This is a genomic window from Methanofollis sp. W23, from assembly GCF_017875325.1.
GTDB lineage: Archaea > Halobacteriota > Methanomicrobia > Methanomicrobiales > Methanofollaceae > Methanofollis.
Window position 1 is genome coordinate 1,108,223 of the sequence record NZ_JAGGMN010000001.1, and the last position, 18,535, is coordinate 1,126,757.

The 18,535-nt window shown below is 58.3% G+C and carries 15 protein-coding genes and 1 other RNA gene; 9 read left to right on the forward strand and 7 right to left on the reverse strand.

Features of this window, described 5'->3' with window-relative positions; all coding sequences use genetic code 11:
* Position 1: 1 nt before the first annotated feature.
* Genes gltA through J2129_RS04630 form a run of 5 tightly spaced genes read right to left on the reverse strand, consistent with a single transcriptional unit; the run spans position 2 to position 5,878 of the window.
* The gene (gltA, locus tag J2129_RS04610) at positions 2 to 1,330 is read right to left on the reverse strand and encodes an NADPH-dependent glutamate synthase (protein ID WP_245320625.1); all 1,329 of its coding nucleotides are present in this window, start codon (positions 1,328 to 1,330) and stop codon (positions 2 to 4) included.
* On the reverse strand, positions 1,330 to 2,184 hold the full coding sequence (locus J2129_RS04615) for a sulfide/dihydroorotate dehydrogenase-like FAD/NAD-binding protein (RefSeq protein WP_209629749.1): 855 nt from the start codon (positions 2,182 to 2,184) through the stop codon (positions 1,330 to 1,332). The genes gltA and J2129_RS04615 overlap by 1 nt, the downstream gene beginning before the upstream one ends.
* 35 nt (positions 2,185 to 2,219) lie before the next feature.
* The gene (arcS, locus tag J2129_RS04620; protein WP_209629750.1) at positions 2,220 to 3,866 is read right to left on the reverse strand and encodes an archaeosine synthase subunit alpha; all 1,647 of its coding nucleotides are present in this window, start codon (positions 3,864 to 3,866) and stop codon (positions 2,220 to 2,222) included.
* Positions 3,863 to 5,311, reverse strand: a complete 1,449-nt coding sequence (gene tgtA / locus J2129_RS04625; protein WP_209629751.1) for a tRNA guanosine(15) transglycosylase TgtA — start codon at positions 5,309 to 5,311, stop codon at positions 3,863 to 3,865. Before tgtA ends, arcS begins: the two co-directional genes overlap by 4 nt.
* Entirely contained in the window at positions 5,312 to 5,878 is a 567-nt protein-coding gene (locus J2129_RS04630) for a TIGR00296 family protein (protein ID WP_209629752.1), read from the reverse strand.
* 35 nt (positions 5,879 to 5,913) lie between these two features.
* Here J2129_RS04630 and rnpB point away from each other — a divergent pair.
* From rnpB to J2129_RS04665, 7 genes are all read left to right on the forward strand, one after another.
* Positions 5,914 to 6,249: RNase P RNA component (rnpB, locus tag J2129_RS04635), an RNA gene on the forward strand.
* 1,611 nt (positions 6,250 to 7,860) lie between these two features.
* A complete protein-coding gene (locus J2129_RS04640; protein ID WP_209629753.1) occupies positions 7,861 to 8,349 on the forward strand; it encodes a hypothetical protein in 489 nt (162 codons plus the stop codon).
* A 14-nt stretch (positions 8,350 to 8,363) separates the two neighbouring features.
* Entirely contained in the window at positions 8,364 to 10,004 is a 1,641-nt protein-coding gene (locus J2129_RS04645) for a M28 family metallopeptidase (RefSeq protein ID WP_209629754.1), read from the forward strand.
* A 249-nt stretch (positions 10,005 to 10,253) separates the two neighbouring features.
* Positions 10,254 to 10,937, forward strand: a complete 684-nt coding sequence (locus tag J2129_RS04650; protein ID WP_209629755.1) for a hypothetical protein — start codon at positions 10,254 to 10,256, stop codon at positions 10,935 to 10,937.
* A gap of 326 nt (positions 10,938 to 11,263) precedes the next feature.
* Positions 11,264 to 11,920: a hypothetical protein gene (locus J2129_RS04655; RefSeq protein ID WP_209629756.1), complete on the forward strand. Its 657-nt coding sequence runs from the start codon at positions 11,264 to 11,266 to the stop codon at positions 11,918 to 11,920.
* 624 nt (positions 11,921 to 12,544) lie between these two features.
* The gene (locus tag J2129_RS04660) at positions 12,545 to 13,111 is read left to right on the forward strand and encodes a hypothetical protein (protein WP_209629757.1); all 567 of its coding nucleotides are present in this window, start codon (positions 12,545 to 12,547) and stop codon (positions 13,109 to 13,111) included.
* A gap of 1,073 nt (positions 13,112 to 14,184) precedes the next feature.
* Complete coding sequence (locus J2129_RS04665) at positions 14,185 to 14,739, forward strand: CBS domain-containing protein (RefSeq protein ID WP_209629758.1); 555 nt, start codon at positions 14,185 to 14,187, stop codon at positions 14,737 to 14,739.
* Here J2129_RS04665 and tpiA read toward each other — a convergent pair.
* Positions 14,736 to 15,404: a triose-phosphate isomerase gene (gene tpiA, locus J2129_RS04670; RefSeq protein WP_209629759.1), complete on the reverse strand. Its 669-nt coding sequence runs from the start codon at positions 15,402 to 15,404 to the stop codon at positions 14,736 to 14,738. The two genes, J2129_RS04665 and tpiA, sit on opposite strands and share 4 nt — an antisense overlap.
* A gap of 1 nt (position 15,405) precedes the next feature.
* Positions 15,406 to 15,903, reverse strand: coding sequence for a multiprotein bridging factor aMBF1 (locus J2129_RS04675; RefSeq protein WP_209629760.1), 498 nt, complete (start codon positions 15,901 to 15,903; stop codon positions 15,406 to 15,408).
* Positions 15,904 to 15,960: 57 nt separating this feature from the next.
* On the opposite strand from J2129_RS04675, the gene J2129_RS04680 reads away from it, so the two are divergent.
* Entirely contained in the window at positions 15,961 to 17,199 is a 1,239-nt protein-coding gene (locus J2129_RS04680; protein ID WP_209629761.1) for a proteasome-activating nucleotidase, read from the forward strand.
* A 755-nt stretch (positions 17,200 to 17,954) separates the two neighbouring features.
* A complete protein-coding gene (locus tag J2129_RS04685) occupies positions 17,955 to 18,389 on the forward strand; it encodes a hypothetical protein (RefSeq protein ID WP_209629762.1) in 435 nt (144 codons plus the stop codon).
* Positions 18,390 to 18,535 lie beyond the last annotated feature (146 nt).

Below are 18,535 nucleotides of genomic sequence, written 5' to 3' on the forward strand. Positions count from 1 at the left end.
TTTACTCCTCTTTCAGTGCCTTATCGATCGCCGCCGCAGCGGTCTTCGCCGAGCCCATTGCCCAGATGACCGTGGCCGCACCGGTCGCGGCGTCGCCGGCGGCATAGACCCGCGCCACCGTTGTCCGCCCGTCCTCGTCTACGACCAGGTTGCCCCGGCGTTCGCGCTCGAGCCCGGGAACCATCGAGACCAGGAGCGGGTTAGGCCCCTGCCCGATGGCCTCGATGAAGACGTCGGCCTCAAGGGTGAACTCGCTCCCCTCGATACAGGTCGGCTTTGGCCGCCCGCTCTCGTCGGCCTCGCACATCTCCATCCTGACACACTCGACGCCTTCGACGGCCTTCTCACCGACGACCCGCACCGGGTTGGCGCAGCAGAGGAACTCCACACCCTCCTCGTGGGCGTTCTTCACCTCGACCGCACGGGCCGGGAGATCCTCCTCGCGCCGCCGGTAGACCAGGGTCACCGCCGCACCGAGCCGCCTGGCCACACGTGCGGCGTCCATCGCCACATTCCCGCCGCCGACCACGACAACCCTGCACCCACGCTTGATGGGCGTGTCGAATTCAGGGAAGCAGTTGGCATGCATCAGGTTGACACGGGTCAGGAACTCGTTGGCCGAGTAGACCCCATTGAGGTTCTCGCCCTCGATCCCCATAAAGTACGGTAGTCCCGCGCCGGTCCCGAGGAAGACGGCGTCGTAGCCGAGGAGTTCCTCGACCGTGACGCTCCGCCCGACAAGGTGGTTGAGCCTGAACTCCACGCCGAGGGCCTTTACCTGCTCGATCTCGGCCTTCACGATCGCTTTCGGGAGCCTGAACTCGGGGATCCCGTAGGTGAGCACACCGCCCGCCTCGTGGAGCGACTCATAGACCGTGACCTTATGCCCGAACCGGGCCAGTTCGGCCGCGGCGGTCAGCCCGGCAGGGCCAGAGCCCACGACCGCGACATGCTTGCCGGTCGGTGCGGCGACCGCCGGGAGTTTCATGCCGTGCTCGCGTTCCCGGTCGGCGACATAGCGCTCCAGGGCCCCGATGGCCACCGGCTTTTCTTTCTTTGCAAGGATACACTCGCCCTCGCACTGGGCTTCCTGCGGGCAGACCCGACCGCAGATGGCCGGGAGCATGTTGTCGGCCTTGATGACCGCCGCCGCCCCCTCGAAGTCCTTCTCTGCCACCTTCAGGATGAAACCCGGAATATCGATCCCGACCGGACACCCCTTCACACAGTGCGGGATGACGCAGTTCATGCACCGAAGAGCCTCAAGGACGGCGTTCTCCTCGGTGAGTCCCTTGTTGACCTCCTTGAAGTCCTTCACCTCTTTCGCCATCAGTGCTTCCCCCCGCAGCATCCGCACCCGCCATGATGGTCATGGTGGTGGAAGTGCTCGCGCGCCTCCTGCTCCTCGTCGGTGTACATCCGCTGTCTCTGCATCAGGCTGTCGAAGTCGACCTGGTGGGCGTCGAACTCAGGGCCGTCGACGCAGGCGAACTTGGTCTCGCCGCCGACCGTGACCCGGCACGACCCGCACATTCCTGTCCCATCGACCATGATCGGGTTGAGGGAGACGAAGGTCTTGACCTTGTACGGGATGGTCACCCTGGAGGTCACCTTCATCATGATGGCCGGGCCGACGATCCAGACACAGTCGATCGTCCGCTCCTTGAGCAGATCTTCCAGGACCGTGCTTGCAAACCCGTGGACGCCCTTGCTCCCGTCGTCGGTGGTGATGAAGAGTTCGTCGCAGACCTCTTCCATCTCGTCTTCGAGGATGAGGAGATCTTTGTTCCTCGCCCCGATGATCCCGATGACATGGTTCCCGGCCTCTTTCGCCTCGCGGGCGATGATCGGGGTGCTCGCGATCCCCACGCCTCCGCCGATGACGACGACGGTACCGTAGTTCTTGATCTCGCTCGGGGTGCCGAGCGGACCGACGACGTCGGAAAGGACGTCTCCTTCTTTCTTGGTCGCGAGCAGTTCAGTGGTCTTGCCGACCGCCATATAGATGACTCTGACCGAGTCACCCTTCGTCGCCGAGATGGTGAGCGGGATCCGCTCGCCGGTCTCGTCGACCCTGATGATCAGAAACTGCCCTGCCCGGGCGTGGCGCGCCACCTGCGGCGCGTGGACCCAGATCTGATACACATTGTCTGAGAGATGTGTAGCCTCCTCAACCTGATACAAACTCTACCACTCCAGTTGCATGGTGCACTGTGCTTTCATGATTCGTGTTGCAATGACTTTACTTTACGCACCTTCACTGCCACGCCGCGGCGCGCCCTGACCATCTCGGCCGCACCCATCGCCGCCCGTCCGGTCGCCATCGCCGAGGGACCGACGACCAGCACCTCGTCGCCGGCACGGATCCTGGGATCGGCGGCGGTGACACCAGGGGCAAGGACGTCGCCGCGCGGCACAAAGTTGTCGATCTCGACGCGGTAGCCGTGGAGGTGTTTCCAGCCATTGAAGGTCGGTTTGTACAGCCCGGTCCCTGGGTCGATGTTGAAGAGGATGGTCTTGCCCTTGAAGACGGCGCGCCTCCAGGGTTTGCCCTTCACCTGCATCCCCTTGGTCTCGACCTGCTCGTCGAACTGCCAGGCAAGCATCCCGGCGATCGGAGTGACCCGCTTCTTCCACCCGCCGTCGAGCGCCTCGTCGAGAGCGGCAAGCGAGGCAGGGGCAGTCGGGCGCCCGGCGGCGACCGTCTCTTCGAGTTCGATCCCACAGGCGGCGGCGGCCGTCCTTGCGACCTCCAGCGCCCCGCCTTCGAGATGGGCGATGACCCGCCCGTAGGGATGGGCCTTGAGATAGTCGGTGAGGAACCCGGCAAGGAGCCCGCACTCCTCGCGGTCCCAGTAGCCGGTGACCGGGACGTCGTAGTGCCCTGCCGGATAGACGCCTTCGAGTTCTCGCGGCACGACGCCGAGCGGCGAGGTGATGATCACCTCATGGGCCCGGCCGTTGACAGTGCGCACGAACTTCTGATGGCTCTGCGAGGTGGAGTAGGGTTTCCTTGCCGAGCACGGGAGGAGGACGGCGACGTCGTCTCGCGGCGGGACATAGCGTTCCACGACCCGCGCCGCAAACCGCTTCACCTCGGCCCGCTCCATCGACTCGCCGGCATTGGCCAGGAGACGGCAGGGGCGCGCCGCCGGGGCGGCGGCCTCGGCCATCGTGTAGTCCTGGTCGATGAGGCGCAGGGCGGTCACCTGGTTTGCGTCCAGTCTGCACCGCATCTCCACGAGTTCGCGGAGTTGTTCCTTGCCGATGAACCGCCTGGCGGTTGCACAGGCCGAGAGGAGGGCGAGGCGGTTGTGGAGCCCGAGGTCTCCGGCCTCGCACCCGGCACACCGACACGTCCCCTCTTCCACCTCGGCGAGCGGGACCTCGCCTTCCGGGGTGCAGAAGAGTCCGCGTGCCGTCATGAGGTCGACCCCGACAAAGTCGAAGAGGTCGAAGCCGGTGTAGACCAGGAAGAGAACGTTCGAAGGAAGGGCCGCCGCCGGGGCATACCAGGCGGCGTCAGGGGGCACCTGCTCCCTGAGGGTCGCAAGGGTGGCGACATAGTCCCTGGGGCGTTCGAGCATGGTCTGCCAGTTGGCGACGAGGGCGCATCCTCCGGCATTGACCTCTCCCCTGAGCGGATGGACGACCCGCACCTCTTCCTCCTCCGGCTGAACGAGGTACTCGTCCACGAATGCCTGGTCGGCGGTGAGGGGGACGTTGGCATGGGCCATCGTCGCAAGCGAGGGATAGACCTCCTCAAGGTCGAGAGCCGTCGGGGTCTGGTGGACCTCCTCGCCGAGGGTGAAGGTTCCTGTCCGCGCCATCCCGTCCCTGTTCTTCACCTCGAAGAACGCCTTCATTCCAGCACCTCCAGGTCAGGGAGGGCGTGGCGCACGAAGGACGCCCAGTCGGCGGGGGCGAGGACAGAGACCGTGCTCTCAGGGTGGGTCTCTGCAAGCCGCGCGATCCCCTTGCACCCTGCCTCCATCATCGCCTCGTCCCAGGTCGGCACCTCGGACTGGCCGATCGGGAAGGTCTCGGCAAGCCCGGTCGGGTACGGCCCGAAGGGGGGCTTGAAGGAGAGGACGTCGTCGTACTCTCCTGTGTTCTTCTCGCCGGTCATGGAGACAAGCACCTGCTCGCCGAGGCTGAAGCGCTCGACCATCTTATGGTACCTGACCACCTCGGTCCGCTGGCAGCTCTCGGTACCCTGGTAGAAGAACCGCCTCTTGGAGGGGCGGTCCTGGCGTTCGAGTTCCTCGGCATGGCTGAGGAACTCGCGGTAGCCCTCCAGGAGCCTCGGGTGGCTCCGGCACCGCAGGTCGAGGAGTTCCCAGAGGGTGCCGTCGGTGATCGCCTGCCTGATCCTGGCGATCTCGGCGAGGGTGACGTAGAGGTTGTGGAGGGCGAGGAGACGCTCTCTGTCAGGGCTCTTCTTCAGCTCCTCGGCGGTGTGGTTCCGGCAGACCGCACACGGGCAGGCAAGTTCTGAGAGTTCGTCGATCTTCAGGCTCCCATAGGTGGTGAGGTAGCGTCCGTCCTTGGCAAAGAGGGCGTAGGCGGCCGAGTCGAAGATGTCGCACCCCATCGCCGCACCGAGTGCGAGCATGGAGGGGTGACCGGCGCCGAAGAGGTGGACGCAGGTCGAGGGCGAGAGCCCGCGTTTAGCGGCCAGGACGGCCTCGACCAGTTCCTTGTACCGGTAGTTCTCCATCAGCGGGACGACTGCCCCTATGGGGCAGAAGTCGAACCCGATCTCCTGGACGCGCCTGGCGGCGTACTCGCGCAGGTCAGGGAAGGTCGCCCCCTGGACCGGCCCGGCGAGCGGGGCGTCTGGGCCGAGGAACTCGCGGGCTTCTTTGATCCGGTCGAGGGTGACTTCGAGTTCTTCCTCGACCTGTTCACGCGGGGTGTCTGGCGTGGTCGGGATGTCGAGGGGCACGAAGATGTCTGATCCGATCTCTTTCTGGAAGGTGACCGTCTCGGTGTTGGTGATCTCCACCTCGCCATAGACCATCAGCTGGAATGATCCCGAGTCGGTCATGATGACGCCGTCGAAGTCGAGGACCTTGTGGAGGCCTTCGGCGAGGGCGCGGTCCCGGTATTCGCTGCTCTTGGAGAAGATGTAGGCGTTGGTGATGATCGCCTCGACGCCCATCTCCTGCATCTCCCGCGGCGTGACGAGCGGGAGGTGGGGGTTGACGACCGGGAGAAGGGCCGGGGTGCGTATGGTCTTGTCGCCGACTTTGAGCCGCCCGTTCCTGGCGGCGATATCTTTTTGCAGGATCTCAAAACTGATACTCATTTATTCGTCCTCCTCGGTGAAGACCTGACCTTCGAAAACGGCGACCTCGACCTCGTCCCGCCGCCAGCACCCCTGCGGGAGTCCGGCCTTAAGGCAGGTGTGGTCGAGGAACTCCTCCGCGTCCCACTCATATTCGGTCGCGACCTGCGGGAGGAGGAGTCCGCTCCGTCCCATCCCGCTGACGATCAGCCCGTGCCTGCCGACCTCGACCTTGCCGGGCCGTGCGGTCGCCGGGCAGGCGAGGGTCTCAGGGACCGAGAGCACGGTCACTTCCACCCTGATCATCGGCAACTCCTCGGCGCGGACCTGGGGAAAACGCGGGTCTTCGAGGGCGGCCGAGAGTGCGGCGTGCACGATCCCCTCGCCAAGGGGCATCACCGGGTGCGGGAGACCGATGCAGCCGCGCAGGTCTCCTCCTGAGGTGAGAGTGACAAAGACCCCTCTCTTCTCTGAAAATACTGAAGAGAGGTCTGGCGGAGTATATTCTTCGCCTCTGAGATTTGTTTCGAGGGCGGCGCGGGCGGTCCTGACCGCCGTCCTGCCCTCTTCACTGGTCAGCGCAAACATTAGCACTATATTCAGGGCGTTCCATATATTAAGTGGAGAGGGAGAGTGCGGCCGACGGTGGCTTGAGAGCTGCTGAGGAAAGTCCCCCCACCGACCAGGCACGCAGCCGCATGCAAGTGCGGGTGGCGAGAGTCATGGCAATGACACAGAAACGACACGCCCTGCCGCCAGTGATGATGCGGCCGAGCCTTCGGGCGAGAAGCGCATCCAGGTGCGTGAGTTAACCCGTTGAACGTAACGGCAGGAATCGATGAAACGGTGAATCCCTGCGGGTGCAAGCCAGAACAGGACATATAGGCGCCTGGGCCTGTCCGGGTATGGCGCGAAGTCGAATGCCGCAATGAACAGAAGGGGGCTTACTCCTCCGACTCCGTTCTTCGTGGGGCGATCTTTTTTTGTATTCCAGGTTTTGTAGAATTTGGTATGAACCTGGAGCTCACGCATACGGGATGAACATTTTTCGTTGCTGGATCATTCTTTTTTAAGACCGGAGAATTGGTGAGGATCGTGTTCCATCGCCGCCCCCATCTCTCTTCATCGTGGGGTCCGAGGGCGAAGCCCCCGGTGCGAGATTGCAGAGAAGTTTGTACAATAGGGCGGCTGTTCTGACCGGCGTGTCATCCCATATCTTCTCACCGGGGGCGCCGCCCACGGACCCCCGGGATGGCGATGGGGGTGGGAAGTTAGAGTTAAGATCATGAAGACGGGACGCAATCCTCCGCAATCTTCATTGGCGGGGGGCTTTGGGGGGGGGGGCGGCCGGCCCCCCACAGGGGGCGTTGTCCGAAGGGTTCTTACACAGCCGTTTACTATGGTTCGGGGTGATCGTAAGCACAAGCCAGGGGCATGTACCGCAGATAACTGGTGAGAATTGTCCATCATCTTCTGAGTGAAGGGATCGGTAGAATATCTTCCCATCCTCCACGCATTCATTAGATGACGATCTTGTTCTAGTGGGAAATACTCTCGATCGATGTGCCTTCCCACTTCAATCGCGCCGGAGATTGCAATCCTGTACCCCTCTGGGTTGGCAAATTGCATCGAGAAAGCAAGACTGAAGATCCAGAAAGAGGTGTGCCGCCCCCACCGCGTAAAGATAGGCGGTGAAAGGCATCATGATTCTCACGATCTTTTTTTCGGTCTTTCCGGTTCACTCTTCATCGTGGAGAAGCGAAGGAGGGAGATTTTGTGACGACAAAAGTCTTCGAGGTTTGATCAAAGACCACGTAAGATTCACGAAATTTTCGACTCTTCATCTGAGGGAAAAAATTGTTCTATCCAAGAGCAGATCCCAAAACTCTCCAGCCCTCCTCCTTACCGATAATAACAATGGATGATGATTGGAGGATCCACGCTTCTTCATCGCGCACCCATCGCGTCCATGCATCCATTGCCTTCCCACATGCCCGTGCCGGGGGCGTTCTCGAAGATCGAAGATCTTCTCAAGTTCTTTATCACTCGCAGTTACTGGACCCCCGGGACCAGGACTGCACCGTGAAGGCAGAATAGATGACCATGACAAGGGTGCTGCCGTCCCCTGGCAGAAGATATGCGCTTGGAATTTCAGGAGTGAAGGATTTTGATCCATAGGATGATTCACGTTCGGGATACTTTTGGGACATGCTCTAAGTGAAACTCATTCTGATCTCGACATGACTCCGACTGGAATCACATGCGGTCATACGCGACTCATAACACTTTTATACTCAATATTTATTCAATCGCAACACTGTAAGGATTCTTTGTATCGAGAAAGAGGCTCTCATCTTTTCGCGATGCATAGGGAGATCATAATAGACTTATATATATTGAAGGCCCCATGCATGTCCATGGACACCCAAACCGGTGTCCTGTCGGGGCTGGAGAACTTAACACGAGTACTTCCCTGCCCCAACAAATCGCCCGAAGGCTATGGTGCTGTGGGTCGTCATCCTTGATAGCCGTTGCGGTGCCGCACCTTCGGGAGGAGAAATGTGAGAGAAATGCAGAGAAAAAGCAGAAGCGTACTCGCTGTTTTCGCAGGACTTCTCCTTGTCGGGATGCTCCTGGTTCCTGCAGTGAGTGCCGAAAGCGAACAGACTGACTCTATTGGAGTTAAGTCTGTGCAAATACTCAATGCTGGAGAATTGACCGTTGACGAAACTGGTGGTATGACCTGTACCGCGGATGCAAAATCATTCAATGTCAAGTATGTCCGTGGTCTTACATACAAAATCAAAGTCAACTGCGAGTATATTGAGACTGGCGATGTGTGGGTGCAGACTGCCAGATTCTTCTTGAAAGATGCAAGCGGAAGAGTACTCGACTCGAAAGAAATTTTAGACACGCCAGGCGGTGACGAGAGTTGGAGAGGAACGCTTGAGTATACGTTCAGGCCAAATAGCGCTAATGACGTGTTTAACTTTGAGATTTCTTGTAGTGGGGGATCCGAATCAGCAAGTGATGTAATTGACATTTTATTTTACGAGTGATCGGAGATGCCTAGATGAAACAAAAATTTCCCCTCTTTTTTGGTTTATCTCGTGAAAAAACATTAATCCCCACAAAGGGGCTCTATTTTGTCTTTGCTCTATTCATCCTTCTCGTCCCTACGACCTCCGCCTTCACCGCGGACACCGACGAGATCGAGACAGTCACCCGCGACCTCTGTAATCTCTCGCGGTTCACGGGGGACGAGGAAGAAGCGACCGAGTACATCAGTGAAAAGATGCACGAGCGCGGGCTTACCGTCACAGTCGAGTCCTTCGAGGTGCCGGTCGAGATCCGTGGAGGAGGGAGAGAAGATGAAGAACAACCGGTGCTCATCGGCTCCAATGTGATCGGGGTGAAGGAAGGGAAGAGCAACCAGACCGTGATCGTCTGCGCCCACTACGACACCGCCGCCCCCGAACACCCTGGCGAGGAGTATCCAGGTGCCGACGACAACGCCGCCGGCGTCGCCTCGATGCTCGAAGTTGCCCGCCTTCTCCAGGACGAGGACCTGGACCGGACTCTCTATTTCATCGCCTTCTCCGGTGAGGATGTGGGGTTGTTCGGGAGCAAAAAGTGGCTGGACGCACACGAAGACCGCCACGACGAGATCATCGCCGCCATCAACCTCGACTGCGTGGCATATGGCGATTCTCTCAGGGCCGTTGCCCTTCCCCAGCACCGTTGGCTCTATGAGTGGTTCCCTGAGAGTGGAAGTATCACATATGATCGCGCCTATGGGGTCGCGACAGGAGACGAGTTCAGGTTTCAGGAACACCACCTCCCGGTGATCAGGTTGATCGACGGCGGCGATCATGTCACTATCTGGGATACGCCGGAAGACCGCCCCGAGAGGCTCAACTACACCCTCGCCGCCGGGTGCGCCAGGGCGGTGGCCGGGGGTATCGCATGGGTGGAAGAGACCGGCGACCTGACGCCTCCCGAATGCGTGGCCAGGGTGGAGAATGGGACCATCTACTACGACTCACCAGAAGATCTCACCTACGAGGTGATCGTGGACCGTCAGAACCTCGGCTCCTTCCCGTCGGGTGCAGTCTCCCTGCCTCAAGGCGTCCACACCGCAGAGACGGTCGGCCATGACTACTTTGGGAACCTTCTCTGGGGGCCGATACAATATGTCCCGGGCGCCCACGAGGTGGAGGTCGTCGGCTATGACGCCGCCGGCAACCGGCAGAGGATCCACCTTGCCGCAGAAGGGAGAGACCTCGATCTCCCGGTCGCGGCAAAAAATAACGCCGGGATCACCCTTGAGGCCTCTGGTCGAAATAAAAAGTGGTGTCCTGGCATTCAGGAACTTCGCTACGAGATCGAGAGGCCCAAAGAGGTGGCTGCGGTCGCCGGTTTCATCGACGGAATCAGAGTCGCAGACCTCTCTTCAGAGAACTCTCTCGTCCTCACGCCAGGAAATCATACCTACGGGATCGTGGCGTACGGGGAGGGCGGCGGGGTCGTCGGGAGCGATGAGACGACCATTATTCAAAGAGCATGGGGAGAGTCATTCGATTTTCCTCCGAACAACAACCCCTTCTATGAACCCCGACCGAAAGGGATACCAATAATCAGGATATTTGTTGTCGGCGGTGTGCTCGTCTTTGCCCTTGCCCTTGTTGCGGTGTACAGGAAGAAACGGCGCTGAAATCTTTTTGAAAAGAACATGGACTTGGGGGTGCACTGGTTTCTCTTTGTGGCTCTATAGAATTTCACCTATTCTTGGTGTGAGCGTGAATCACCCGCATACTCACACCAGGAGTTCCTCGAAAGCCTGGCGGCTTTCTCAAGCAACAGAAAAAAAAATAATTCTCTTATTCTCAAAAGAAATTCCATAAAAAAAGAAAATTCATCGATACTAAGTAGTGTTCAGTTTTTTAAAATACGGAGAAATACCATGGGATTTCCAGAGAACAAAACCATTGCTCTCGTCTGCATCGCACTGCTCGGACTGATTATGGTCTCGGGATGCTTTACGATTGGCACCCAGGCCTCGGCAGACGCAGACGGCACCCTCAGCGCCTACTCTCTCGAACTCACGACTTCTTCGCAGGGGTATGGACTCATCAAGAAGTGTGCGAAGGAGGATGGATACACGGATGTCAAGGAATATGTCGAGGCCGAAACGAGGTTTAGGAACATATCCTATGAAGAGTCATGGAATGGCGACTCGGTGACCCTCACGATCCTGGAGAACGAACCCATGTCCTCAGAGGCGACGGCCGTGACGATCACCGAGGAGGACGGGTGCCTGGTCTACAGGGACACGAGGTTCTCAAGCACCAGTGAAGATATGGATATCTTTAGCAGACTCATCAGTGCCGTGGTGCTCAGTGGGTGCGCTCTCCAGTATTCCCTGGAGATGCCCGAGGAGATCGTCGAGTCCAATGCCGACACGGTCAGTGGGAAGCGTGCTGAATGGCACCTGCACGGGTTCGAGATCTTTGAGACGACGATCTATGCAAAGAGCAATGGTACGGCCTGGCACCCAGAAGACGTATCGACCCCGTCCTTGCCCGGCTTTGGCGCATTTCTTGCATTACTCGCATGCGCCTTTATTGTGCTGAGAAGAAACAATTAATGGCCCTGGAGAATCCATCCAGACTTCTCTTGGTGGCAGTGGGTTTTACCCCAAGATCCCCACACACAAGAGTGTGGAGGACGGCACCCCCTTCTTCATGTTCATTGATCTGTACCTTCCCACCCCTCTCCTGATCCCTGGGGGTCCGGGGGCGGCGCCCCCGGTGAGAAGGGTGGGGAAAGATCTCAGCCATAATTATATCTCCCATAGACATCCCTGGAATTCGTGAAATGTGTCCCCAGTTCATTTTTTATATTAATATTGTGTTGAATTAAAATTCATAATAGTTAAATAATGATCAATGATTTAAGATATAGGATGATAATATGACATTTTCAAAGAATAGAACTGTTGCTCTCGTCTTTTTGTCACTCCTGGGACTGATCCTGGTCTCTGGATGCTTTACGATGGACGTCCATGCCGCGGCACACGAAGACGGAACCGTCAGTGACTATCGCATTGAGTTCACCACCTCCTCATTTGCATATAATCTCATCAAGGAAAACGCAAAGGAAAATGGATACGCAAATGTAAGGGAATATATCGAGGCTGAAGCAGGGAATACCAGCATATCCTATAATGAGACCTGGGATGACGACTCGGTGACCCTCACGATCCAGTGCAGCGACCCTCTCCTTCCGGACGCACCGAAGTGGGTGGTCACTAAAGAGGACGGGTACCTGGTCTACAAGGATATGAGATTCCTGGACGAGGACGAAGAGATAGATGCCTCTGACAAACTCACAGGCGCCATGCTCAGCAGTTGCACCCTCCACTATTCCCTTGAGATGCCAGGGGAGATCGTCGAGTCCAATGCCAACACCTTCAATGGGAAGAGTGCCGAATGGCACCTGACCGGGTCTGACATCTTCGAGGTGCCGATCTATGCAAAGAGCGAGGTGCCGACCCCGTCCATTCCGGGCTTTGGGGCACCTCTCGCCCTCCTTGCATGCGCCTTCATTGCGCTGAGAAGAAACAATTAATCGGCCCTGTAAAACCCTCGCCAATTCTCGGTGCGAGCGCGATTCACCCCCCTTCCCCTATCTTCTCGCCGGGGGCGAATGCCGCCCGGACCCCCCGGATGAAGATAGGGCTGGGAAGGCACATTCGAAATCCCTGAATAGGGAGTGCCGTCCTTGACTTATCTTGGCGCGGGGGGACCGGGGAGCGGCACGCCCCCCGCCACAGAGAGAGAGAGAGATCCAGAGGGTTTCTACAGAGCCAGTGAATCCCTTTTTTGCGGGGAGGAGATCGCTCTCCCTTCTCACAAGAGTAGTGGGGAGACAGCCGCGCGTTTCGACGTCCCAATTCAATCTTCTTCGTGGGGTTCGGGAAGAACTGGAAGTTCAATCTGGAAGATGCTTACATCCTGCATCATCCACAATCATACAGGCTCCCCCCCTCTGTCGCGTGGGGGATCGTGTCTGGTCACAGATTATGCAGGTGCCTTGCGTCAAGAAAGAGACATCATCTTTTTGAAGTGCATAGATCCGACACACAATCCACATATATTTCTATAGAGACATCTCTGGCCGTGGACTCCTGAACCACCGTTCAATAGTGATGGATCCTCTGTCTGAGGGATGAAATTAAACGAGGAGAGGAGAATGTATAAAAAGAAAAGAATTCTGGCCCTTTTGTGCTCACTTGCCATTCTCGGAGGTAGCCTCTTTACGGCCGGATGCACGGCAGAGGAGGGACCGGAGACACCGACCCCTGTCCCGACCCCTGTCCCGACCCCTCCTGCTTTTCAGCCAGATATTCTGGACAAACCGATCATCAATGCCCCCGAGGGAGAGGGAGGGGCCCCTCCTTTCCTCTTTGAGTTTGATATGATGAACGCCTCTGGCTTCGACACAGTCAGAACTGATCTTCCAGGAGCGCCTATACTGGTCCTGATATCAAATGCATCGGCGGCCCTCCCGATCGTCGTCTCCTCAGAGGCCAACGCCGGCACAGAGATCAGGGTCGCCCGGACCGAAGGAGTGCCGGAGGGAGTGCAGGTCTCCTATACTCCAGAGACGTTCACCCTTGAAGCAGGAGAGACGACGCACCTTGAGATGAGTCTCACTTCATCAGAACACCTGACCGTACCGGCAGAGACGGCAGTCGTCGTCTGGATGGAAGGTGCAGGATGGGAAATCGGGAGGGCGTTCTATCTTGAATCCATCTAAAGATTGATCAGTCCATCCAGGTATCCCTGTGCTTGGGATCCTATAGAATCCAGGATGAATCCCTGGCTCAGGCATAGGGGATGAACATTTCTCGTCGCGTGCTTTCTCTCTCTCTCTTTTCAAGACGTGAAAATTGGTTGAGACCGCGTTCACTTCGCCGCCCCTGCCTATCTTCGTCCGTAGGGGGTTCCGGGGGGTGTAACCCCCTGGCGCGAGACGACAGGAAAGATCCTATGATGAGGACGGCGGATCAGATCGACGTGCCTTCCTGCACCACCATACCAGGAGTGTTGCCCCTTTACCCCGAGGAGGAAGATTAGAGCGGGAAGGCAGAGGCTCGATCATTCAGAAAATGCATCTGCAATCTGTGTATCACTCTTGAAGGAATCTTATAGGTTCAAACCACTATGGAACCTCTGAGATCTGATCTTCTGGATCATTTTCATAGTAATTTCTCTGGACGGAACTCTCTGCCAGGGGGCGTGCCGCTCCCCGGCCGAAGAAGTAGGAAGGCGATTAATTCATGCTCATATCAAGTGTCATGGATTTCTACAGACCCTGTGCTGGAGAAGACCTCACCGACTCATGACGGAGGGGTGGCTTGGCCGCCATCCCATATCTTCTCGCCAAAGACCCTCGAAGACTTCGTCTTCTCATGCTCCTTTTCGTCGCACCTGGAAACACTTTGTGTCGTGGAAAATCAGAGATTTACCTGAACAGGAAGATCTCAGATTTACTGTGCACGGAAAAATATTCCATACTGATTTCCTGTGTTCTCAAGATCCTTCCTGTCGCATCTCAAAGATTTTCATCTTCTTATGTCTCAATGATCGACGATCTTCCGTGAACCTCTGATCGCCGGGAGTGGCGCGCGCGCGTTAGGGGAGGGGAAGGCACCTCGGCCACACCCTTCATCCAGATCCATATTCATGCGCTATGCCTGTGGGATGCACTCCCCTCATGAACAATTCTACAGGACTATTTCGTCTCAATTTCAAAGCAGAACCTTTGAAACGATCTCCTGATCAAAAATGTGAATATTTTTAATGTATGGAATCACCAAGGGTAATATCATGTATATCCCAACACCCGCCGAGATCAGGGCAAAGCGGATCATGCTCGGCCTCAGGCAGGCCGACGTCGCCAACAGGGCCGGCGTCTCTCAATCGATGGTCGCCAGGATCGAGTCAGGGACCGTCGACCCCCGGGTGAGCACGCTCAGGAAGATCATCCAGGTGCTGAAAGTGGCCGAACATCCGGCGATCGTCGCCGAACAGGTGATGCACGCCCCCGTCCATGCCGTCACCCCCGAAGACTCGATCACGAGCGCCGTCGAGATCATGGGCCGCGAAGATATCTCCCAGCTCCCTGTCATCCAGAACGGCGTCCCTATCGGGTGCATCTCAGAGTCTGCAATCGTCGCCATCGTCGAGCAGATTGGCCTGACGCGGGCGCACGCACGAAAAGTGAAAGATTTTATGGAGTCCAGTTTCCCGACCGTCCCCCCCGACGTCGGGGTTGAGACCGTGGTCCACCTCCTCCAGCAGCATCACGCCGTGCTCGTCCTCGACGGAGGGAAGGTCAAGGGCGTGATCACCAAACACGACCTGATCGCCCTTATCGCTTAAAGGAGCGAGACCAGATCGCGCAGGGCCGCGGCCGGATCGGCGGCCTTCACCACGCCGGACGCAAGAAGGACACCGTCGGTCCCCAGGTCGAGCGCGATCCGTACACACTCGCCGGTGCTGATCCCCGCGCCGGTGAGCACCTTCACCTCAGGGTTGACCCCCCGCACCGCCTCGACCGAGTTCTCGATGATCCCGGGGTCGGCCTTCGAGACCGAGACCCCGGTCCCGATCAGTTCGGGCGGCTCGATGGCAACATATTCAGGTCCGAGCGCCGCGGCGGCCGCGGTCGTCGCCACATTGTTGGTGCAGATCACCGCTTCGAGCCCACACCGCCTCGCGGCAGAGAGACTCGCCTCGATCTCTGCAAGGGTCAACCGCCGTTCAGAGTGGTTGATGAGGGTGCCCATGGCCCCTGCTCCCCTGACCTGTTCGGCGGTCACATGTCCGGTGTGGGCGCCAGGCATGACCCCGTCGATATGCTGGGCATAGACGGGGACGTCATAGTCCCTGGCCATAAGGCCCAGGTCCGTATATGCCGGAGCGACGCCGATCACGACCCCGCTCTCTTTCCCAACCTCTTCAGCCGCGGCGGCGATGCGAGTTGCCTTCTCCCCTGTGCCTTCGGCATATGCCTTGAGGTTTACAATGATCAGGGGTCTGGCCATCTTACTCCCTCTTGATCTTGATGATATCCCCGACCGTCGTGGAGACATGAGCAGGGCCTCTGCTCTTCAGGTCATCGTCAGAAACGTCAAGAAGTTTGATCCCGAGCGCCTTCTCGATCTTGACCCTGACATCGTCCTCAGGGATGAGGTCGCCCTTCTCGATCTTCTTGATCAGGATTTCACGCTCCTTGATCTCGTTTGCGAGGTCTTTCTGTGTCCAGTTCTTCTCAAGACGGGCCTTCTTGATCCTGTCCCCGAAGTCCTCGACGATCTCGCCGACCATCATATCGAAGACATCCCGACCCCGGTGCTGTTGGGGTCTGGCGGCCGCCTTTGGTCGTGCCCCTGTCTGTGCTCTCCGTCGTGTCGCGACCGGACGGGGCGGTGCGATCTCCACTCCCAGGCGTGCACATTTCTCGCACACCTGGAGCACTGCACCCTCGATCTGTACCTTCTTCGGGGCGCCGCGAACTACAGCCCCACACAATTCACACTGCATACTACTCGCAAACACATTTAAGTCATTTTATACTATATATCTATTCGAGGAGGACTGATGGGGGACAGTGGCTGTGATCCAACCGATCTGCAGAATAACGAAGAGCTCTGCAAGTGCCTGCTCGAGCGAATCTCCAGTCTTGAGAACCGCAACCTCGAACTGAGGGAGCGTATGCGTCAGATGGAGTCGGAAAAGCGCTATGTCGAGACGCAGAAGATTCGCTACGAGCGCGAGATGCGCAAGCTCCGGAGCGAGATAGAACAGCTCAGGAGCCCTCCTCTTGTCGTCGGGGAGATCATCGATATCATCGATAACAACCGGGTCATCGTCAGGAGTAGCGCAGGGCCGCGTTTCCTGGTCAGGGTCTCACAGTTCATCGAGCCCAAGGACCTCAAGGCCGGGAGCCGGTGTACCCTGAACCAGCAGTCGCTGGCGCTGATCGAGGTGCTGCCGCAGAACTACGACCCGCAGGTCTATGGGATGGAAGTAGAAGAGCGGCCCGACGCGATCTATTCTGATATCGGCGGGCTTGAGAACGAGATCAGAGAGGTGAAGGAGGCGGTGGAGCTCCCGCTCAAGAGGCCAGACCTCTTCGAGAAGGTGGGGATCACCCCGCCGAAGGGCGTGCTCCTCTATGGGCCGCCAGGCACCGGCAAGACCCTGCTGGCGCGTGCGGTGGCGCATGAGACGAACGCCTACTTCCTCAGGGTGGTCGGGTCCGAACTGGTGCAGAAGTACATCGGGGAAGGCGCGCGGCTGGTCCGCGAGCTCTTCGAGCTTGCAAAGGACAAGGCGCCGACGATCATCTTCATCGACGAGATCGATGCGGTGGGGGCGCACAGGACCGAGTCGATCACCTCGGGCGACCGCGAGGTTCAGCGGACCCTGATGCAGTTGCTCGCCGGGATGGACGGGTTTGACGTACGAGGCGACGTGAAGATCATCGGGGCGACGAACCGGATCGATATTCTCGACCCCGCCCTGTTGCGGCCAGGACGGTTTGACCGGATCATCGAGATCCCCCTGCCTGACCCTGAGGGGCGTCTCTCGATCCTGAAGATCCATACAAACGGGATGAACCTCGGGTCTGACATCGACCTCGTGGAGGTCGCCAGGATCACGGAGGGACGGAATGGCGCCGACCTGCATGCGATCTGCATGGAAGCCGGGATGTTTGCCATCAGGGACGAGCGGACCGAGGTACGCCAGGACGACTTTATCCGTGCGATGCAGAAGGTCTCTTCGGGTTATGTCCGTCCGCCCATCAAGAATACGTTCGGCGAGATGTTCGCCTGAATATTTTTTTTCTTTTTTTTTTGTTTTGTGGCCCTGTAGAAATCCGTACCTATGGTGGAGAGAATGTGACGACTCAACCACCTTCCCATTATCTCTCGCCGGGAACGCTGCCCCCGGGCCCCAGGACAAAGATTGGAGGGGGAAGGCACAATCAATGACCTTGAGGATGGGATTGCCGTCCCCCGCCTATCTGACGCGGGGGGTCCGGGGGGTGCAACTCCCCTGGCGCGAGACGGCAGGAAATATTCTGCGGTAGGGGCGGCACATCGGATCGACGTGCCTTCCCAGATCTTCACGCCGGAGGCGTTGTCCTCACGTCCCCCCGGGACGAATATTGGGGCAGAATGGCACAATAGACGAATATGAGGGGTTGCATCCTTGTCCTATCGTGCGGCGCAGGGACGGGTGGCGGCACGCCCCTCGCCATGGTGGTCGGGATGGCACATTGATCTGACCCACCACCCTCATTCGCAGGACCATCACACTCATCTCGCGCCGGGGGCGCCGCACACGTCCCCGGGAATAGACATGAATTCCTACAGGATCGGGTTGTCCTCTTTTTTTGCGCTGTAGAGATCGCGCGGCAAAATTTCTATCTCTCAAGGGAGGAGGGGAGATGACGCTCATCAGATCTCTAGTGCCGCCGCTGATACCCCGTCATGATCGGTGAGAGAGGGGCGCCGCTTCTCATAACTGCGAAGAATTCCGCAGTTATAGGACCGGTTATCGTGGAAGACGTCGGATCATATCCAGATATGAAGACGATCCACATTCTCATCATCTCGGGCTGCCTCCTCCTTGTATTCATGACGGCCGGGTGCACCTCATCGGCCGGCGCCCCTGAAGACGCCGATAGGACACTTGTCGAATATCACCTCAGCGGCGGGTTCATGGGCGCCAACGAGACCGTCGTCGTCTATGCGAACAGGACCGCAGTCGTCTCCAGGCACGGCGAAGAGACGCTCGTCCCCCTCGACCAGACGACGGTGGACAACATCACCGGGTTCATCACTTCTGAGGACTACCAGAGTCTTGGACCAGAGTACCACCCGGCATTCCAGGGCTACGACCTCTTCTCGTACCAGGTGACGACCGCGGGCAAGACGGTCTGTGCAGAGGACGGGGCGGTCCCACCGGCACTGTCAGGGCTCATCGACGAGTTGAACGGGATCGCGACCCGTGCCCTCTAATTTTTTTATCGTCGGGTCCTGGAGAAGCAGACCTGCACTCGAAGACCGGTACGTTTTCTCATGCTTCTCTCGACTCGCACTCCCTGGAGAAATCAGAGGCGGAAAAAAGATCCTGAAGAGAGTTTTGCTCCGTCCCTTTGATCTCT

Excerpts from the sequence above, each read along its gene's own strand:
- J2129_RS04650 (WP_209629755.1), top strand. The coding sequence starts at position 10,254 with ATGGGATTTCCAGAGAACAAAACCATTGCTCTCGTCTGCATCGCACTG.
- arcS (WP_209629750.1), bottom strand. The coding sequence starts at position 3,866 with ATGAAGGCGTTCTTCGAGGTGAAGAACAGGGACGGGATGGCGCGGACA.
- J2129_RS04680 (WP_209629761.1), top strand. The coding sequence starts at position 15,961 with ATGGGGGACAGTGGCTGTGATCCAACCGATCTGCAGAATAACGAAGAG.
- J2129_RS04675 (WP_209629760.1), bottom strand. The coding sequence starts at position 15,903 with ATGCAGTGTGAATTGTGTGGGGCTGTAGTTCGCGGCGCCCCGAAGAAG.
- J2129_RS04645 (WP_209629754.1), top strand. The coding sequence starts at position 8,364 with ATGAAACAAAAATTTCCCCTCTTTTTTGGTTTATCTCGTGAAAAAACA.
- J2129_RS04685 (WP_209629762.1), top strand. The coding sequence starts at position 17,955 with ATGAAGACGATCCACATTCTCATCATCTCGGGCTGCCTCCTCCTTGTA.
- tgtA (WP_209629751.1), bottom strand. The coding sequence starts at position 5,311 with ATGAGTATCAGTTTTGAGATCCTGCAAAAAGATATCGCCGCCAGGAAC.
- J2129_RS04655 (WP_209629756.1), top strand. The coding sequence starts at position 11,264 with ATGACATTTTCAAAGAATAGAACTGTTGCTCTCGTCTTTTTGTCACTC.
- tpiA (WP_209629759.1), bottom strand. The coding sequence starts at position 15,404 with ATGGCCAGACCCCTGATCATTGTAAACCTCAAGGCATATGCCGAAGGC.
- J2129_RS04660 (WP_209629757.1), top strand. The coding sequence starts at position 12,545 with ATGTATAAAAAGAAAAGAATTCTGGCCCTTTTGTGCTCACTTGCCATT.
- J2129_RS04665 (WP_209629758.1), top strand. The coding sequence starts at position 14,185 with ATGTATATCCCAACACCCGCCGAGATCAGGGCAAAGCGGATCATGCTC.
- J2129_RS04640 (WP_209629753.1), top strand. The coding sequence starts at position 7,861 with ATGCAGAGAAAAAGCAGAAGCGTACTCGCTGTTTTCGCAGGACTTCTC.
- gltA (WP_245320625.1), bottom strand. The coding sequence starts at position 1,330 with ATGGCGAAAGAGGTGAAGGACTTCAAGGAGGTCAACAAGGGACTCACC.
- J2129_RS04630 (WP_209629752.1), bottom strand. The coding sequence starts at position 5,878 with ATGTTTGCGCTGACCAGTGAAGAGGGCAGGACGGCGGTCAGGACCGCC.